General features: G+C 28.2%; 16 protein-coding genes and 1 riboswitch. Of the genes, 11 read left to right on the top strand and 5 right to left on the bottom strand.

Annotated features, from left to right (window positions below; all coding sequences use genetic code 11):
- The first annotated feature begins 4 nt into the window (after window positions 1-4).
- The 10 genes from recA to E0E45_RS13665 all read left to right on the top strand — a co-directional run bounded on the left by recA (window position 5) and on the right by E0E45_RS13665 (window position 11513).
- Window positions 5-1096, top strand: a complete 1092-nt coding sequence (recA, locus tag E0E45_RS13710; RefSeq protein WP_130891681.1) for a recombinase RecA — start codon at window positions 5-7, stop codon at window positions 1094-1096.
- Window positions 1083-1628 (top strand): regulatory protein RecX, encoded by a 546-nt coding sequence (locus tag E0E45_RS13705; protein WP_130891680.1) that lies wholly within the window; start codon window positions 1083-1085, stop codon window positions 1626-1628. Before recA ends, E0E45_RS13705 begins: the two co-directional genes overlap by 14 nt.
- A 13-nt stretch (window positions 1629-1641) precedes the next feature.
- Window positions 1642-2373 (top strand): lysophospholipid acyltransferase family protein, encoded by a 732-nt coding sequence (locus E0E45_RS13700; RefSeq protein ID WP_130891679.1) that lies wholly within the window; start codon window positions 1642-1644, stop codon window positions 2371-2373.
- 60 nt (window positions 2374-2433) lie between these two features.
- Window positions 2434-2514, top strand: a riboswitch (ZMP/ZTP riboswitch).
- 205 nt (window positions 2515-2719) lie between these two features.
- The gene (gene pflB / locus E0E45_RS13695) at window positions 2720-4948 is read left to right on the top strand and encodes a formate C-acetyltransferase (protein WP_130891678.1); all 2229 of its coding nucleotides are present in this window, start codon (window positions 2720-2722) and stop codon (window positions 4946-4948) included.
- A gap of 145 nt (window positions 4949-5093) precedes the next feature.
- Window positions 5094-5825 carry a pyruvate formate-lyase-activating protein gene (pflA, locus tag E0E45_RS13690; protein WP_130891677.1) on the top strand — a complete coding sequence of 244 codons (732 nt, stop codon included), beginning with the start codon at window positions 5094-5096 and terminating at the stop codon, window positions 5823-5825.
- 72 nt (window positions 5826-5897) lie between these two features.
- Window positions 5898-6920: a tRNA (adenosine(37)-N6)-threonylcarbamoyltransferase complex transferase subunit TsaD gene (gene tsaD, locus E0E45_RS13685; protein ID WP_130891676.1), complete on the top strand. Its 1023-nt coding sequence runs from the start codon at window positions 5898-5900 to the stop codon at window positions 6918-6920.
- Between the two features lie 190 nt (window positions 6921-7110).
- The gene (locus tag E0E45_RS13680) at window positions 7111-7956 is read left to right on the top strand and encodes a MurR/RpiR family transcriptional regulator (protein ID WP_130891675.1); all 846 of its coding nucleotides are present in this window, start codon (window positions 7111-7113) and stop codon (window positions 7954-7956) included.
- A gap of 33 nt (window positions 7957-7989) precedes the next feature.
- The gene (locus E0E45_RS13675; RefSeq protein WP_130891674.1) at window positions 7990-9297 is read left to right on the top strand and encodes a citrate transporter; all 1308 of its coding nucleotides are present in this window, start codon (window positions 7990-7992) and stop codon (window positions 9295-9297) included.
- A gap of 92 nt (window positions 9298-9389) precedes the next feature.
- Window positions 9390-10217, top strand: coding sequence for a carbon-nitrogen family hydrolase (locus E0E45_RS13670; protein WP_130891673.1), 828 nt, complete (start codon window positions 9390-9392; stop codon window positions 10215-10217).
- Between the two features lie 105 nt (window positions 10218-10322).
- Complete coding sequence (locus E0E45_RS13665) at window positions 10323-11513, top strand: amidohydrolase (protein WP_130891672.1); 1191 nt, start codon at window positions 10323-10325, stop codon at window positions 11511-11513.
- A gap of 56 nt (window positions 11514-11569) precedes the next feature.
- Here the strand turns inward: E0E45_RS13665 and E0E45_RS13660 are convergent, their stop codons facing one another.
- From E0E45_RS13660 to E0E45_RS13640, 5 genes are all read right to left on the bottom strand, one after another.
- Entirely contained in the window at window positions 11570-12256 is a 687-nt protein-coding gene (locus tag E0E45_RS13660) for a DUF975 family protein (RefSeq protein WP_130891671.1), read from the bottom strand.
- A gap of 233 nt (window positions 12257-12489) precedes the next feature.
- Window positions 12490-12729: a hypothetical protein gene (locus tag E0E45_RS13655; RefSeq protein WP_232044122.1), complete on the bottom strand. Its 240-nt coding sequence runs from the start codon at window positions 12727-12729 to the stop codon at window positions 12490-12492.
- On the bottom strand, window positions 12722-13804 hold the full coding sequence (locus E0E45_RS13650; protein ID WP_130891670.1) for a glycosyltransferase family 9 protein: 1083 nt from the start codon (window positions 13802-13804) through the stop codon (window positions 12722-12724). The genes E0E45_RS13655 and E0E45_RS13650 overlap by 8 nt, the downstream gene beginning before the upstream one ends.
- Before the next feature lie 69 nt (window positions 13805-13873).
- The gene (locus E0E45_RS13645) at window positions 13874-15481 is read right to left on the bottom strand and encodes a sensor histidine kinase (protein WP_130891669.1); all 1608 of its coding nucleotides are present in this window, start codon (window positions 15479-15481) and stop codon (window positions 13874-13876) included.
- A 2-nt stretch (window positions 15482-15483) separates the two neighbouring features.
- On the bottom strand, window positions 15484-16131 hold the full coding sequence (locus E0E45_RS13640; RefSeq protein WP_130891668.1) for a response regulator transcription factor: 648 nt from the start codon (window positions 16129-16131) through the stop codon (window positions 15484-15486).
- Window positions 16132-16517: 386 nt separating this feature from the next.
- Here E0E45_RS13640 and E0E45_RS13635 point away from each other — a divergent pair, with 386 nt between their 5' ends.
- Complete coding sequence (locus tag E0E45_RS13635) at window positions 16518-18074, top strand: nitrite/sulfite reductase (protein WP_130891667.1); 1557 nt, start codon at window positions 16518-16520, stop codon at window positions 18072-18074.
- Window positions 18075-18100: the final 26 nt, after the last annotated feature.

Below are 18100 nucleotides of genomic sequence, written 5' to 3'. Positions count from 1 at the left end.
AGAGATGGCAAAAGCAAAGAACACAGAAAAAAATCGTGAAGTCAGCGAAAAAGAAAAAGCATTAGAACTGGCAATGAAACAGATAAAAAAAGATTTTGGTGAAGGCTCTATAATGAAACTTGGTGATAATCAGGAAATGAATGTAGAGGTCATCTCAACTGGAAGTATAAATCTAGATGCTGCATTAGGTCTGGGAGGAGTACCAAGAGGAAGAGTAGTTGAAATATATGGGGCTGAAAGTTCAGGAAAAACAACAATAGCACTTCATATAGCAGCAGAAGCACAAAAAGCTGGAGGAATAGTAGCCTTTATAGATGCAGAACATGCTTTAGATCCTGTGTATGCTAAGGCTTTAGGAGTTGATGTAGATGAGCTTCTTATATCACAGCCAGATTATGGAGAACAAGCATTGGAAATAGCAGATATGCTGGTAAGATCAGGAGCAGTAGATGCTATAATTGTAGACTCAGTGGCTGCACTTGTACCAAAAGTAGAAATAGATGGAGAAATGGGAGATCAGCAGATGGGACTTCAAGCTAGACTTATGTCAAAAGCTTTAAGAAAACTTACAGCTACATTAAATAAATCAAAAACTACAATGATATTTATAAACCAGATCAGAGATAAAATCGGTGGATTTGGATTTGGACCTCAGACTACAACTACTGGAGGAAAGGCTTTAAAATTTTATTCATCAGTAAGAATGGAAGTAAAAAGAATAGGGTCAGTAAAACAAGGCGATGAGATAATAGGAAATGAAACTGTTGTAAAAGTAACTAAAAATAAAATAGCTCCACCATTTAAAGAAGCAGCATTCCAAATAATGTATGGAAAAGGAATATCGAGAGTTGGAGAAATTCTTGATATGGCTATTGAAAAAGATATAGTTGCAAAATCTGGAGCTTGGTTTAGTTTTGGAGATATTAGACTTGGACAGGGAAAAGAAAATGTAAAGGTAAGATTGGAAACTGAACCAGAACTTCTTGCAAAAATAGAAGAAGAAGTAAAAAATTCTATCAAACCAGAGAAAAAAGATGAAAAAGGAACTGAGAAACCAGAGGCCAAAGAGGGAGTATTAAGTTTTGAGGAAGTTTAGTCTGAAAGGTAATAAGGTATACTTTGATGAAATATTCTATATAGATTTGAATAAAAATACTATAGCAGAATTTGATTTGAAGAATAAGGAGTATCTTACAGATGAGGAATATGAGACTCTTATTAGATTAAGAGCTTTAAGCATGGGATACTTTCTTTTGTCAAAACAGGATTATTCAATCAAAGAATTAAAAACTAAACTATTGCTAAAATATAGAGAAAAGCATATAATAGATGAGATTATAGAAGAATTTAGGGGAAAAAACTATTTAGATGACTATGAATATGGAAGAAGTTATGTAAGAAATCATAATTATGGAAAGAAAAAGATGGAATTCATGCTTTTTCAAAAAGGACTTTCTCAAACTGTGATAAAGGAAGTTATAGGGGAAAATTCTGCAAATGAATTAGAAGAGATAAAAAAATTATGGATTAAACTTGGGGATAAAGAAAAGGAAAAAAAGATACTTTCTTTGATGAGAAAGGGATTTGAATATCAAGACATAAAAAAAGCAGTGTCAGAGCTGGAGTAATGTGGAGGATAAAATGTTAGGTTTAATTTTAGCTTCATTAACAGGTTTTTTTTCATTCATATTTATAAGTATATTTTACCTTCCAAGGATTCATTTTTTTAGTGAAAGAAAAGGAGTAGAATACTCGAGAAAAAAATTAAAATGGCTTTCAAGAATGGTATTAGGAAGTTTAAATGTAAAATTAAGAGTAAAATATAAAAATAGAAGAGCAATAAATTCTTTGGACAAAACTAAAGGAATAATTTTTGTATGTAATCATCAAAGTAATCTTGATATTCCAGCAATAGTTACAGCATTACATATGGATGTAGGATTTGTAGCAAAACATGAGATGAAATCATGGCCTTTTTTTGGAACTTGGATGAAGAAAAGCAATTGTATTTTTCTTAACCGAGAGAATCCAAGAGAGGGAATAAAAGATATGAAAAAAGCTGTAGAGCTTATAAAAAAAGGATATCCTACTGTAATTTTTCCTGAAGGGGAAAGAACTATCAATGGAAATGTATTAAGTTTTAAAAAAGGAAGCTTCAAACTGGCAACTGAAACTAAAGGAATAATTGTTCCCCTTACATTAAAAGGAACATATGACATTCAAAAGAGAGGAACTCTTAGAATGAACAGAGGAAAGTTAGTAACTTTAGTAGTAGATGAGCCAATTTTTGTAGAAGATATTCCTAAAGAAGAATTAAAAAATTTAAATATAAAAGTGAGAGATATCATAGTTAATAACTTTGAAGCTATATAAAGATTATATTAAAAAAGCCTATATTTTTATTGACAAGAAGATTGTAAAATGTTAATATTATATCAGTTATATGACTGACGGAACGTGGAATTAACCACATGAAGTATAACGATGATAATGCCGACCGTCTGGGCGAACAAGCCTAGATTGTCGGTTTTTTTTATACATTTTTTTGGAAAAGACAACAAAAATACCAAATATAATTGTTGACTTACTGTGTAAGGAATGGTAAAATAAAAATATATTAAGAGAATCAATGGAAAGTATAAATATTTTAAACAGTTAGTAGAACTGATATCATTCAGTTTTTAAATATTAAGTTTTTATTTTATGAGGAGGTATCATAATGAAATATTGGAATGGTTTTAAAGGGGATCTTTGGCAGAAAGAAATCAATGTAAGAGACTTTATACAATGTAACTACACTCCATATGAAGGAGATGAATCTTTCTTAGTTAAATCTACTGAAAATACCAAAAAAGTATGGGATAAACTTACTGAGATGTTTAAAGAGGAAAGAGCAAAAGGTATCTACGATGCTGAAACTAAAAAACCTCAAGCAATTGATGCTTATGGACCTGGATATATTGAAAAAGATGCTGAAGCTATTGTTGGACTTCAAACTGATGCTCCTCTAAAAAGAGGAATCTACCCAAAAGGTGGACTTAGAATGGTAAAAAATTCTCTGGAAGCTTTTGGATATAAAATTGATCCAATGACAGAGGAAATATTTACAAGATATAGAAAGACTCATAATGAAGGAGTTTTCTCAGCATATACTGATGAGATGAAGGCAGCAAGAAAGTATGGTATAATAACTGGACTTCCTGATGCTTATGGAAGAGGAAGAATAATAGGGGACTACAGAAGAGTGGCTCTTTATGGAATAGATAGATTAATAGAAGATAAAAAAAATCAAATGAAAATATTAGAAATTCCTGAAATGGATGATGAAACTATCAGAAGAAGAGAAGAAACTCATGAACAAATTCAAGCATTAAAAAGATTTGTAAAGATGTGTGCTTCTTATGGATTTGATGTTTCAAGACCAGCGGAAAATGCAAAAGAAGCTGTACAATTTGTATATTTTGGATATCTTGCAGCAACTAAAGATCAAGATGGTGCTGCTATGTCATTAGGAAGAACTTCAACTTTCTTAGATATCTATATTCAAAGAGATATTGAAGCTGGACTTATAACTGAAGAAGAAGCTCAGGAACTGATAGATCAATTTATAATTAAATTAAGAATAATCAGATTCCTAAGAACACCAGAATATGATGCCCTATTCTCAGGAGATCCTACATGGACTACTGAATCATTAGGGGGACAAGGAGTAGATGGAAGAACACTTGTAACTAAGACATCTTTCAGATATCTTCATACTTTATATAATTTAGGACCAGCTCCAGAACCAAACTTAACAGTTCTTTGGTCAGTAAATTCTCCAGAAAACTGGAAAAATTATTGTGCAAAAGTTTCAATAGATACATCTTCTATTCAATATGAAAATGATGATCTTATGAGACCAGAATTTGGAGATGACTATGGAATAGCTTGTTGTGTATCCCCTATGAAAATAGGAAAAGGGATGCAGTTCTTTGGAGCTAGAGCAAATCTTGCTAAAACTCTTCTTTATGCACTTAATGGTGGAAAAGATGAGAAAACTGGAGTTCAAGTGGCACCTAAATTTGAGCCAGTAACTGGAGATTATTTAGAATTTAATGAAGTAGTAGAAAAATTTGAACAAATGATGAAATGGCTTGCAGGAGTATATGTAAATGCTCTAAAAATAATTCACTATATGCATGATAAATATGCATATGAAGCATTTGAAATGGGATTACATGACCTTGATATTGAAAGAACTCAAGCTACAGGAATAGCAGGACTTTCGATAGTGGCTGACTCACTTGCAGCTATAAGAGATACAAAAGTAAAAGTAATAAGAAATGAAGAAGGATTAATTATTGATTTTGAAAGAGAAGGAGATTATATTCCTTTTGGAAATAATGAAGATTCTACAGATGAAATTGCTGTAAAAGTTACTGAAAAATTCATGAACTATTTAAGAACTCATGAAACTTACAGAAATTCAAGAGCAACTCAATCTATCCTTACTATAACATCAAATGTTGTATATGGTAAGAAAACAGGAAATACTCCAGATGGAAGAAGAGCTGGAACTCCATTTGCACCAGGAGCAAACCCAATGAATGGAAGAGATACTAGAGGAGCAATAGCTTCCCTTGCATCAGTTGCAAAATTACCTTTCCACCATTCAAATGATGGAATATCTTATACATTTGCAATAGCACCAGGGGCGTTAGGAAAAACTCAAGAAGACAGAATAGAAAATCTTGTTTCTATGATGGATGGATACTTTACTCCAGAGGGAGGGCAACATCTTAATGTCAATGTATTCGACAGAGAATTATTAGAAGATGCAATGGAAAATCCTGAAAAATATCCACAGCTTACAATCAGAGTATCTGGATATGCAGTAAACTTTGTAAGATTAACAAGAGAACAACAGTTAGATGTATTATCTAGAACAATCAATGGAAGAATGTAATTTGAAATAATATAAACTAAATCAAAGAGGCTGATTCAAACTTGGGAAGTGACTTTCAATTTTGAATCAGTCTTTTCTTTGAATATATGATATACTAAAATAAAAATTGAGAGATAATCAAATATCTCTCAAAGGAGATGGAAATATGAACAGGATTGGGAATATACATTCATATGAGAGTTTTGGGACAGTAGATGGACCTGGAATAAGATTTGTACTTTTTCTTCAAGGATGTCCATTGAGATGTAAGTTTTGTCATAATCCTGATACATGGAATATGTCAGAAGAAAAAATTAAAGAGGAAGTAAAAGAAACTTTTGAAAAAGTAAGAAAATATAAGGGATATTTTGGAAAAAAGGGAGGACTTACTGTAACAGGAGGAGAGCCTCTTCTTCAAGCTGATTTTGTTCTTGAACTTTTTAAATTATGTAAAGAAGATGGGATAAATACAGTCGTTGACACCTCAGGATATATATTTAATGAAAAAGTAAAAGAGGTATTGGAATATACAGATCTTGTACTTTTAGATATAAAAGCTATAGATGAAAAAGTATATAAAGAACTTACAGGTGTAGAACTGGAAAATACATTGAAATTTGCCCAGTATTTGAAGGAAAAAGGGAAAAAAGTTTGGATAAGACATGTAATTGTTCCTGGAATTACAGATGATGATGAACTTTTAAATAGATTAGCCGAATATGTATCTGCTCTAGGTAATGTAGAAAAAGTAGAACTGCTTCCATACCATAGACTTGGAGAATTTAAATACAAAGAACTGGGAATGAAGTATGCTCTGGAAGGGGTAGAAGAACTTTCTAAAGAAAGGTTGGAAAATGCTGTTTCTATCTTTAAAAAATATAATTTAAAAGTTAATTAGGAAAAAACTGCTTTTTTCTTGTAAAAGTGATATAATAATCAGTAGATGAAAGAAGAAAAAAGGAGGAACTAAATGATAATTTTAGGAATAGAGAGTTCTTGTGACGAAACTTCGATAGCTATATTAAAAGATGAAAAAGATATATTGACTAATAAGATATCTTCTCAAATAGAGATACATAAAGAATATGGAGGGGTGGTACCTGAAATAGCTTCAAGACAGCATATAAAAAATATTGCTGCTATATTAGATGAAGCCTTAGAAGAAGCTAAAATAACTCTTGATGATGTTGATTATATAGCAGTAACTTATGCACCAGGATTGATAGGGGCCCTTTTAGTAGGAGTATCTTTTGCAAAGGGGCTTTCTTATGCTCATAATATACCAATAATACCAGTACACCATATAAAAGGACATATGTATGCTAACTTTTTAGAGCATGATATAGAACTTCCATGTATAGCTCTTGTTGTATCTGGAGGACATACTAATATTGTATATATGGATGAAAATCATAAGTTTACAAATATGGGAGGAACTCTTGATGATGCAGTGGGAGAAAGCTGTGATAAGGTGGCAAGGGTACTAGGATTAGGGTATCCTGGTGGACCAATTGTAGATAAGATGTATTATTTGGGAGATAGGAATTTTCTGCAAATAACAGAACCAAGAGTTGGAGAATATGATTTCAGTTTTTCAGGGGTAAAAACTGCTGTTATTAACTTTGTAAATAAAATGAATATGAAAAATGAAGAATTTAAAAAAGAAGATCTTGCAGCTTCATTTTTAGGAAAGGTAGTGGATATTCTCTGCAAAAAAACTTTAAAAGCAGCTAAGGATAAAAATGTAAAAACTATAATACTTGCAGGAGGAGTTGCAGCAAATTCGCTGTTGAGAAGTCAGCTTACTGAACAGGGAGCAAAACTTGGAATAAAAGTACATTATCCATCAATGAAACTTTGCACAGATAATGCAGCTATGATAGCAGAGGCAGCATATTTTAAACTTAAATGTGCAGAGAAGGAAGAAGACTGCTTTGCAGGACTTGAATTAAATGGAATAGCAACATTAGATGTAACTAAAGATTTATATTAAAGAATAAAAAAAGGTCAAAAGCTCCATAAGGAAAAACTTTTGGCTTTTTTTTATGAAAAAAATTAAAAATTTTATTTGTTTTAAAGTAATTAAAATTACATTTTTTATTTAAAATGTAAAAAAAATTACAAAAACTATTGCATTTTTTTTATGAATAAGGTATAATCAATTAAAATTGAGAGGTGATTGTATGGAAATATATATTATTAATACAATAAAAGAACAATATAGCGAATTAACGAAAAGTTTTAAAGTGATGGCAGATTTTATTTTTGAGAATATTACTCAAATTCCATTTTTATCAATAAAGGAAATATCAGAAATTACAGGATTAAGTTCAGCTACTATTATAAGATTTACACAGTATTTTAAATTTAAAGGATATCCAGAATTTCAAAAAAATATTCAAGAAATATTGAAAAAAGAAATAACTCCAATGAAAGAATTTAAAGAATCTATTTTACAAATTGGGGAAGAAGAAACATTGTTAGATGATGTAATCTTACAAAATATAGAGATTTTAAAAAAACTTCCAAATGAAAATTTAAAAGAAAATTTTAAAAAAGCATTAGAAATTATAGAAAGTTCTGGCAAAATTTATATAGTTTCAAGTAGATCTTCGTATTCTTTAGGATATTATTTTTACTTTATGTTAAAAGAATTTAAAGAGAATGTTGAAATAATAATTTCTGGAACTGAAGATTATACACATAAGTTACTTTATTTAAAAGAAAATGATGTATTATTTACAATTTCATTTCATGCTTATACTGATTTTACTTATAAAATAGCTCAATTTTTTAAGAAAAGAAATAATAAAATAATTTGTCTAACAGACACTTTAACTTCACCATTTGCATTGATTTCTGATTGTGCTCTTTTGAGTAAAAATGGAGAAAAAACATATTCTTTTGTAGGAGCAATGACAATTTTAAATGCTCTTTGTATAAAATTAGCTAAATTAAATAAAGAAAACACTTTAGAAAGTTTAGAAAAATTAAAGGAAATTGCTATGGAAATGAAAGTTTATCTATAGAAAATAACATATAAATTAAAGGGAGGAGTTTTTATGATTTTTGATTTACCACCAATTTTGGGATTTTTACCACTTATACTTTATATTTATTTAATGCTAAAAGGTAAAGATATGAATCTATCTGTTCTTCTTTGCGTTTTACTTGGAGCTATTATGACTGGAGAAAGTGTTATAGGCTTTGGGGAAACCTTGAAAAACTCTCTCAGTTCATTTTTATCTTTAATTGGGTTTATAATTGTTCTTGGATCAGGACTTGGAGAAGTGCTGACTCATACAAAAGTCGCTCAAAATATTGTATATTTTGTTGTAGAAAAAACAAATATAAAAACTGAAAAACAAGCAATTTTAATATCTATGGTCACTTGTACTTTATTAGTTTCTATGTTGGGAACTTTATCTGGTTCAGTTGCAATTGTAGCACCAATATTAATACCAATTGTAGCTTGTTTAGGATTGACTCCAAGTACATTAGGAGTTATATTTCATGGAGCTGCAGCCACAGGACTTCAAATTGGACCATTTGTTCCACCAGTTGCAACAATAATGGGGCTTACAGGATTAACTTATTCAAAATTTATGATAAATGCAGGTATACCAATGGGAACTATAATATGGGTTTCAACATATTTTATGGCTTGTCATACTCAAAAATTAACTAGAGGAAAGGAAAATTTTGCAGAAAATGAAACTAAAGCAAGTGATTTTAAAGCTACTCCAATAGTAAATAGGGCGACATTTACATTTATATTGACTATGCTTATAATGCTGGTTTATGGTATTGTGGCAAAAGCTGGAGCATCTTATGCAATAGTTGTTATGCTTACAGCAGCTCTAGTTACAGGTCTTTCGGCTGGAATGAGTTTGACAGATGCTATAAAAAAATTAGTAGAAGGATCTTCTAAAATGTATTGGATGTTTTTTATGTTTATTTTGTTTGATCCATTTTTAAATTATGTAGCTAAATCAGGGGCTTTTGAATCAATTTCTAATTATATGAAACCGTTAATTGATGCTGGAGGAGTAGGAGCTTTCTTAGTTATTGCAGCAGCAATAGGTGTTTTTGGAATTTCAGGAGCAGGAGTTGCTCAAGCTCAAATAACACATGAATTATTTTTACCATTGGTTATATCTATGTCAGTAAATATGGGGATATGGGCATTTATAGTATTAGTAGCATGCCAAGTAACATTTTTTGTAAGCCCTACTGTTGATATGGTTGGAACTATGGGACTAGCTCATTCTAAAAATATAAAAGCAATGTTAAAAAATGGATGGTGTATAACTATTGTAACTTTCATAGTAGTTATTATTAGAGCTATTCTTTATGCTAAAGGAATATAAAAATAAAAAGTTATTATTTAATTTAGAAAAATGATGGATTTATCAATCAAATTTCATTTTAATTTTTTATAAAAAATATAGGAGGGATTAAGATGTTAAATTTTGCACTTTTACAGACAGATATAAAATTTTGTGATACTGAATATAATTTTGAAAATGTAAAAAAATTATTTAAAAAAGCAATGGAACATATACCAACTCCAGATGTTATAGTTTTACCTGAAGATTGGAGTTATGGATTTTCTGATAAAATGTTTCATGATATGGAAAATTATTGTGAAGCAGAAAATGGACCATCAGTAACTATTTTAAAAGAACTAGCAAAAAAATATAAAATTTTGGTAGTTGCAGGTTCAATCGCGACAAAGAGTTCTGAAGATGGAAAAATAAGAAATACTACTTTTATTATTAACAATAATGGAGAAATAATAGCTGATTATAGTAAAATGCATTTGTATAGTGATATGGACGAAAATTTTATGATTGAACCAGGAAATAAAGCAGAAGTTGTAGAAACAGAAGTAGGAAAATTTGGTTTTATGATATGTTATGATATTAGATTTTGTGAACTTTCAAGAATATATGCATTAAAAGGCGCTGAGGCTATAATAGTAACTTCTGATTTTCCAAATCCTAGAGTAAATCATTGGAGAACTTTGCTGCAAGCTAGAGCTATAGAGAATCAAATATTTGTTATTGCATGCAATCGTGTTGGTGAAAGTCCTATGGGAAGTTATTGTGGACATTCATTAATTATAGATCCTTGGGGAGAAATAATAGCTGAAGGAGGAGAGAAAGAGGAAATAGTTTATGGAAGTGTTGATCTTTCAATAATACATAAAATAAGGGAAACTATACATGTTTTTAGAGATAGACATCCTGAGTTTTATGAAAAAGAAGGATTGCTAAAAAAACAATAAGAAAGATTTTTATTATAAACCACCATATAAAGTGGTGGTTTATAATTTTATTGAAGAATGGCCAAATGAATGGTAATGGAAACTATTTTTTTTATGAGGTAGATTATGGTTGAAAATGAATATATAGAAAAATTAATAAATGAAACTTTTGATGAAATATTACTTTTGAGAAGAGATATTCACAGATATCCTGAATTGAGTAATAATGAAAAAGAAACTTCTAAAAAAATAATAAAAATATTGAAAAAAAATAATATAAATGATCTAAAATTAAATTCTTTAAATTATGGAATTATAGGTCAAATAAATTCACATAAAAATAAAAAAACTTTACTTTTAAGAGCTGATATGGACGCTTTGCCTTTAGAAGAGGAAACAAATTTGATATATTCTTCACAGAATAGTCATGTTATGCATGCTTGTGGACATGACTTTCATTCAGCTATTTTATTAGGAACTATTGTTATTTTAAATAGATTAAAAGAAAAATTAAATGGAAATGTTAGATTCATGTTTCAACATGCTGAAGAAAGCTCACCAATAGGTGGTTCAAAAGAAATGATTAGTTTAGGAGTTTTGAAAGAAGTAGATGAAGCATATGCAATGCATGTATTAGGAATCCCATTAGGAAAAATAGAAATTTGTCCTGGTATTGCAACAGCAAAATCAGATAGGTTTAAAATAAAAATAATAGGGAAAAGCTGCCATGGATCTCTGCCTAATGAGGGAAAAGATCCTATCATTGTAGCAGGAAATATTATAACCTCTATTCAAACTATTATTAGCAGAAATTTATCTTATTCTGAAAAAGCTGTAATATCTATTGGAAAAATTTATGGAGGGGATAGATACAATATTATTGCAAATGATGTTATAATGGAAGGAACTGTGAGAACATTTGGAGATGAGATAAATAGTACTGTAAAAATAAAATTAAAAGAGATTGTGGAATATATATCAAAGGCTTATGGGTGTATTGCAGAATTAGAATATACAGATGGATACGTTTCAGTATATAATGATGTTAATTTATCAAATAATATAAAAAATATACTAGAAGATACACTTGGAAAAGAAAATGTTATTGTAAATACAATTCCTACTTCAATAGGAGAAGATTTTTCATATATTAGCAGAAAAGTTCCATCAGTGTTTATGTGGTTAGGAGGAGAAAGTGAAAAAAATAAAGGATTATGTAAATTACACAGTTCTAAATTTATTGCAGATGAAAGAGTGATAAAAATAGGAATAAAGAGCTTAATTAATGTTGTGATTAATAGGTTGAATCAAACTTAGTATAATTAAAAAGGACAGAAATAAATTTATTTCTGTCCTTAATCTCAAATAAAAACCTATAAATAAATTTCTCTTTCTAATTCTTCAAATAGCTCTATTCTGTTGCATTTTAATTTTAAATATAGAATACAGTAAGCAGTATCCATGTATGAGCTAAGCCATAAGAAACCAATCCCTAAAGTAAGAACAGACAAAAAAGCCCATCCTATAAAAGATAGTCCTAAAAGAAAAATATCCCATTTATATCCATCAGTTAGCTTCATACTCAATTTTAAAGCTTCCCTTCCTGAAATTTCAGGATATTCAATTGCTATAAGAAATGACATAGAGTAGCTTATACTTTTTATAATTCCAGGAATAACTAGAAACAAAGACCATAAAAATGTAAATAAGCAAAAAGCTCCTCCCACTTTAAAAGCAGTAAACATATGATTAAAACCAAAAGAATAATGCTTAACTTCTAATTTTTTTACCTTTGCTAATTCAAGAAAACATTTAAGACTTCCCATAACATTTGCATTTACAAGAGAAATATTCATAATTATAAAGATAATAAGAAAAATTAAAATTAGCAATAAGCTGTTTTCTATTTGAGTGAAAACTAATTCTTCCAGAGAATTTAATATTTCTAAAAGGAGAGAAATTAAAAAGAAACAGAGATGTATTAATATTCCAGTTCCCCAATTATTTTTTAAAGTATTTAAACTTTCATTTTTTATGTTTCCTATGCTGATTTTTGCCATTTTTGTAATTTCCTCCTTGTATATTGATCCCTTATATAATATACACGAAAAAATTAAAAAAGTGTAGATAAAAAAAGAAGATTAAAATAATTAAAAAAATAATATGTCATCTTAATTATTTATAATCTTCCAAGAAATATTATTTTATTTTTAAAAAGTTTTGCTATAGATTATTTCATCCTTTCCTATCATTTTTTCTAATTCCACTACAATATTGATTTCAGGATTTCATTTCATTTCTTTTTTATCTCTTCTCTAACAGGAATAAATGCTTTATCAAAATCAAAGCTTTTAACTTCAGAATTTATTTTTGCTTTTAAATTCACATAATTTTCAGAGATATCAATATCATATTTTTTAATTTTTAATTTCTTTTTTCCATCATTCAGAGTTTTGAAATTATATTCAAGAGTATTTTCTATCCTATCCTCAAGAATATCATATTTATCATTTGTAAAAATTAAACTATACATACCTATCATTATTAAAAATATAAATTTTTTCATTTTTTTCTTTCTTCTTATTTTTTATGAAATGAGAATAAATTTCTTTTATTTTATTGAGGATATAATCTGGTTGAATTAATGAATAACAGTCTTTATGGCTGAGTGAATTACAATCAGGATAAATATCCTTGGGTTCTACACCTTGATGTTTTTTACAGGAGTTAGCAAGCCATTCTTTTTTACTGCTTCTTGGGCTAAAAATGGCAAAACTTGGAATATCCAGACTTTGAGCCATATGTCTAGGGCCACCTTCATTTCCAAAAAACATATCACAATTGGAAATAAGTGCTGCCAGCTCTCTTATTGATCTTGTTTCTATATTTGCAAAAATATTTTTATTATTAAGTTGTTTGTGAAAGGTTTTAATGAAATCCTTTTCATCTGGAGAATAAAATAATATTATTTGAGAATCAAATTCTTCAATAACTTTATTTATAGTTTTCTCCATTTTTTTAATAGGATAAATCTTTTCTGCTCTTCTTGAAGTTGCTGCACAAATAAAGATTGTTTTTTTAAAATTTATTCCAGCTTTCAGCATTTTATTTTTCATATATTCTTTTTCATCTTCGGTTATGCAAGTGATGTAGTTATTATCATATATTATTTGATATTCTTTTTCCAATGGGGCTAACATTTTTAAAAATTTATCAACTTTGTCTTTTGAGTCTGTAGGTTCTGAAATCTTATGAGTATATGTAAATCCTCTATATTTTTTTCTTCTTCCTATTCTATACTTACTTCCTAATGAAAAGAAAGTAAAAAATTCACTTTTAGGGGTAGACATAATATCAATAACAATATCATATTTTTTTCTTGTAACTCTCCAAACTTTAGATATATATTTAAGAGGATTTTTTTGTTCCTCTTTTGTTATAGAAATAATATTATCGATATATGGGTGGTTTTTAAATAAAGGTGCAATATGCTCATACACCACATAGTCAATTTCAGCTTCTGGAAAACTTTTTTTGAGAGTATTACATATAACAGAACTTAAAATAGAATCTCCAATTTCTTTAAAACGTACTATAAGTATTTTCATATATTCTCCTTAAAAATAAAAAAGGTGTTATTATTTTATATATAAAATAATAACACCTCAATATCTATTCTATATCTCATCACTATATTTTTTTAAAGTGAAAGCTAAAACGACTCCAGTAGCAGTATTTTCTATATTATATTTTGAAGCATGAGCATCTAGAATTTCCTTACATACATAAAGTCCTAAACCAGTTCCATTTTTCTTTGTTGTAAAATATTTATTCCATACTTTACTTAAGTCTTCTTCTTTAATTTTTTTCCCATCATTTTCAATAGTTATTTTTACCTCTTTATCAAATTCTTCTACAGATAAAGTTATTTCTCTTTCTGCATGTTGAATACTATTGGTTAAAAAATTAAAGATAACCTGTTCTATTTTATTTTTATTTCCTATGACCATGATATTTTCATTATATTTTGTATGAACAGTAAAGTTTTTTAACTCTTTTTCATATATTTTTAATATCATTTGTAGGATTTGAAATAGATTGAAATTTTCAAATTCTATGTGCCTTTCATCATTAATATTATCTTGCTTCACCAGTTCATTAGTTAATTTCAGTAATCTTTTTCCCTCTGTATTGATTATTTCTATTTCTTCGCTTTTATTACTTTCATATAATAATTCACTAAATCCAATAATAGCAGATAAAGGAGTTTTTATTTCATGTGTGAAATACTTTACTTTTTCTTCAATGTTTTTTTTAATATTTTTATTTTCTTCTAATTCTTTTTTGTAAAGATTAATTATATTTTCAAGATTATCACTCATTCTATATATTTCCTTATACAGTTCCTCAACTTCATCCTTACTTTTTCTATAACCTTTTTTTTCAAAATTTAGTTTACCTATATTTTTAGCCATTAATGAAAGTTTTTCAATAGGATCAACTATATTTTTTTCCAAAATTCTTCCTATAACAGCAACAATGAGAATCATTATTATACCTTTAAAATAGAAATATGATTTTATAGTTGGAAATATATCTTTCATATCTTCATAGGAATAGAAAATCATAATTCTATAATCTTTAATATTTTTATTTATTATTCTGAATTCATCATCACCATCATCATCTATATAATCATCAGTTATAACATCATTAATATTTTTTGCTATTAAAAATTCTAAAAAATCATCAGCTTGGGAGAAAACAGTATTAGGAGCTCCTATTTTCTCTACAGTTCCATAAAATTTTTCCACATTGAGATTTCTATTTATATTTTTATAGTCTGTAAATTTTTCCTTACCTTTTTCAACAGTTATTGGAATATAATAATTGCCTAAAATTTTAATACTGGTTATAATTAAATAATCTCCTTCTTTTACATCAAATTTTTCCTCAGAGTATAAATTGTCCAGCAATTCATCTAATAAAAAAATCTTTTTTTCACCATTTTTTTCATTAATTAGGGTTAAATAAAAAAAATTATCAAGTGTAAGAATTTCATCATCTTTTAGGATTAAAGCCAATCCTTTATTATCATCCTGATATTTTTTTAGAAGATTATAATTTACTTTATCATTCACAATAAAATTTATATTTTCTAATTCCTTTATTTTACTGTATCTAAAATATTTTTCAAAATAAAATTCTCCTAGAATAACTTCTGCTGCTAATAAAATCATAAGGATAAAAGACAGAGTTAAGATTAATTTATTTTTAATTTTCATAATTACTCCTCAAATTTATAACCAATAGCTTTTACAGTTTTTATATATTTAGAACAGTTGTTTAATTTTTCTCTTAATCTTGTTAGATGCTTATCTACTGTTCTATCTGTTCCAGTAAAGTCATATCCCCATACACCTGAAATTATCTGTTCTCTGGTTTTTGCTATACCTTTATTTTCTTCCAGATAAAATAAGATATCTCTTTCTTTTATAGTTAGATTTAGTTCTTTTTTATTCAGTAAAACTTTTCCACTTTTTTTATTTATTTCTAAATCTCCATATTTTTTTATTACACCACTTTTAAAGACATATCTTCTAACTATAGATTTTAATATTTCTTTAGAAAAAGGCTTAGTTATATATCCATCTGCCCCAGATTCATAGGCAATAATTTGACTCTTTTCATCTGAAAGTGCAGTCAAAAATATTACAGGAGTTTCTGTTATTTCTCTTATTTTTTGTGTTGCAGTGATTCCATCTATTTTAGGAAGCATTATATCCATAAGGATAAGTTCATATCTTTTTCCCTGTTGAATTTTATCAATTGCTTCTTCTCCAGTAACAACTTCTTCAATTTCTATATTTTCATCTTTTAGTACCGCTTTTATCAATTTTCTTATATGTTCAGTATCTTCTACTATCAATATCATCTTTTTCACCCCATTATTATTTTAAGATTTGAATAAATATATACTGGATTAAAAAAATTATACCATTTAAAAAGAATAAATTCCTAATTTTTTAATTAAAATAGCAGTAAAAAAATGAAAACAGACTTTAAAATAAAATAAAAAAGTCTGAAATTATAGTTTAAAAATTTAAATAGAGAAATATTGAACAGGAAATTTTAAATTTTTATTGTATAACTATAGATAAAAAGAAAGCGGAAAAAAGAAGAGTATAAACTATCTATAATTTTTTTTTATTTATAAATAAAAAAAATTTATTTTGAATTGTAAAAAAAAGATGATACTCTTAAAAAGGTTTTGAAAAAATTAAATACAAGTTAAAATTTATAAATAAAGGAGCTAAAAAAGTGAATAGACAGAATGAAGTACTGAAATTAGAAATAGATAATTTACGTGAAGCAGGACACAAATTTATAAAGAAAGAGATATCTGTAGGAGATTTTAAAGGGATATCTGGTGGAATGGGAGTATATGCCCAACGTGGTGGACAGGATTTTATGATAAGATTTAGAACAAATTCAGGATTAATGTCACTGGATCATCTTGAGCTTATAAAAAATTTTACTGAGAAATATGAAATAGAAGATATTCATTTTACTACAAGGCAGGCAATACAGCTACATCATTTAAAAATAGATGATATATGTGATGTTATGGAAACAGCACTGGAGCATGGACTATATACTCGTGGAGGAGGAGGGAACTATCCAAGAAATGTGGCTATTTCTCCAATGTCAGGAGTAGAAAAGGAAGAAATATTTGATGTAACAGAGTTTGCTTTAAAGATAAGCGAATATTTTATGAGCAGAATAACAGAATACAAACTTCCAAGAAAATTAAAAGTATCTATGTCTTCAAGTGATAAAGATGCTGCTGGAGCAACTATCAATGATGTAGGATTTATAGCAGCAGAAGAAAATGGAGAGCCATATTTCAGAATGTATCTAGCAGGGGGATTAGGAAATAATCCAGGAATATCAATACCATATGATAAAAAAGTAGATCCTAAGGAAATACTATATTATATAGAAGCTATGGTAGATCTTTTTGTAGCAGAAGGAGATTATACAAACAGAGCAAAGGCAAGAACAAGATATATTCCAAGAAGAATGGGAACAGTGGAATTCTTAAAGACTTATGAAAAGCATTTAGAAAAAGTAAAATTGAAAAAAAATCTTGGTTTAGATATAGAAGTTATACTATCAGAAACAAAAAAAGAATACTCTCATAATTTGAAAGAAAATCTTTCAGTAGTACATCAAAGACAGGATGGATTATATACAGTAATTATTCATCCATTAAATGGACAAATATCATCTGCTGATTTTAAAAAAGTAGTAAAGTTTATGAAAGAAAATAGAAATGCAGAAGCTAGATTGAGTATGACTGAAAGTATATATATCAGAAATATTAATGAAGAACAAACTAAAGTACTTTTGGAAATTACAGATAAATTTAGACAAAAAACCAAAATACAACAGAGTATGAGTTGTGTAGGAATTCCTACTTGTCAGATAGGAATAGAACAAAGTCAGACTTTGGTTAAAAATATTCTTGAGTATATTCAAAAAAATAACATTTCTGAAGAAAAACTTCCATCAGTATATGTTTCAGGATGTCAAAATTCATGTGGAAGGCATCAAGTTGGAGATATAGGATTTGCTGGAGGAAAGAAAAGAGTAGAAGATAAAATAGAAGATGTTTTTGATATTTACACTGGAGGAATGGTAAGCAGAGAAAAAACAGTTTTAGGAACAAAACTTGGAACTATGCTTATGAGCCAAATACCAGAATTTATTGGAGAGCTTGGAATAGAACTTGAAAAAAGTCATATGGATTATAAAAAATATATAACTGAAGAAAAAGAAAATTTTGAAGAACTAGTAAAAAAATATTTAGTATAAAGTAATAAGGAAGGAGAAGAGGGCTA

Origin of the sequence: Fusobacterium ulcerans ATCC 49185 (assembly GCF_900683735.1) — a bacterium.
Lineage (GTDB): Bacteria > Fusobacteriota > Fusobacteriia > Fusobacteriales > Fusobacteriaceae > Fusobacterium_A > Fusobacterium_A ulcerans_A.
The sequence above is the reverse complement of the archived record's forward strand: the minus strand, read 5'-3'. Positions and strand labels throughout refer to the sequence as shown.

What these genes read in the sequence shown, in the direction of transcription:
- recA (WP_130891681.1), top strand. Translation starts at nt 5, where the DNA reads ATGGCAAAAGCAAAGAACACAGAAAAAAATCGTGAAGTCAGCGAAAAA.
- E0E45_RS13700 (WP_130891679.1), top strand. Translation starts at nt 1,642, where the DNA reads ATGTTAGGTTTAATTTTAGCTTCATTAACAGGTTTTTTTTCATTCATA.
- pflB (WP_130891678.1), top strand. Translation starts at nt 2,720, where the DNA reads ATGAAATATTGGAATGGTTTTAAAGGGGATCTTTGGCAGAAAGAAATC.
- pflA (WP_130891677.1), top strand. Translation starts at nt 5,094, where the DNA reads ATGAACAGGATTGGGAATATACATTCATATGAGAGTTTTGGGACAGTA.
- tsaD (WP_130891676.1), top strand. Translation starts at nt 5,898, where the DNA reads ATGATAATTTTAGGAATAGAGAGTTCTTGTGACGAAACTTCGATAGCT.
- E0E45_RS13680 (WP_130891675.1), top strand. Translation starts at nt 7,111, where the DNA reads ATGGAAATATATATTATTAATACAATAAAAGAACAATATAGCGAATTA.
- E0E45_RS13675 (WP_130891674.1), top strand. Translation starts at nt 7,990, where the DNA reads ATGATTTTTGATTTACCACCAATTTTGGGATTTTTACCACTTATACTT.
- E0E45_RS13670 (WP_130891673.1), top strand. Translation starts at nt 9,390, where the DNA reads ATGTTAAATTTTGCACTTTTACAGACAGATATAAAATTTTGTGATACT.
- E0E45_RS13665 (WP_130891672.1), top strand. Translation starts at nt 10,323, where the DNA reads ATGGTTGAAAATGAATATATAGAAAAATTAATAAATGAAACTTTTGAT.
- E0E45_RS13660 (WP_130891671.1), bottom strand. Translation starts at nt 12,256, where the DNA reads ATGGCAAAAATCAGCATAGGAAACATAAAAAATGAAAGTTTAAATACT.
- E0E45_RS13655 (WP_232044122.1), bottom strand. Translation starts at nt 12,729, where the DNA reads ATGTATAGTTTAATTTTTACAAATGATAAATATGATATTCTTGAGGAT.
- E0E45_RS13650 (WP_130891670.1), bottom strand. Translation starts at nt 13,804, where the DNA reads ATGAAAATACTTATAGTACGTTTTAAAGAAATTGGAGATTCTATTTTA.
- E0E45_RS13645 (WP_130891669.1), bottom strand. Translation starts at nt 15,481, where the DNA reads ATGAAAATTAAAAATAAATTAATCTTAACTCTGTCTTTTATCCTTATG.
- E0E45_RS13640 (WP_130891668.1), bottom strand. Translation starts at nt 16,131, where the DNA reads ATGATATTGATAGTAGAAGATACTGAACATATAAGAAAATTGATAAAA.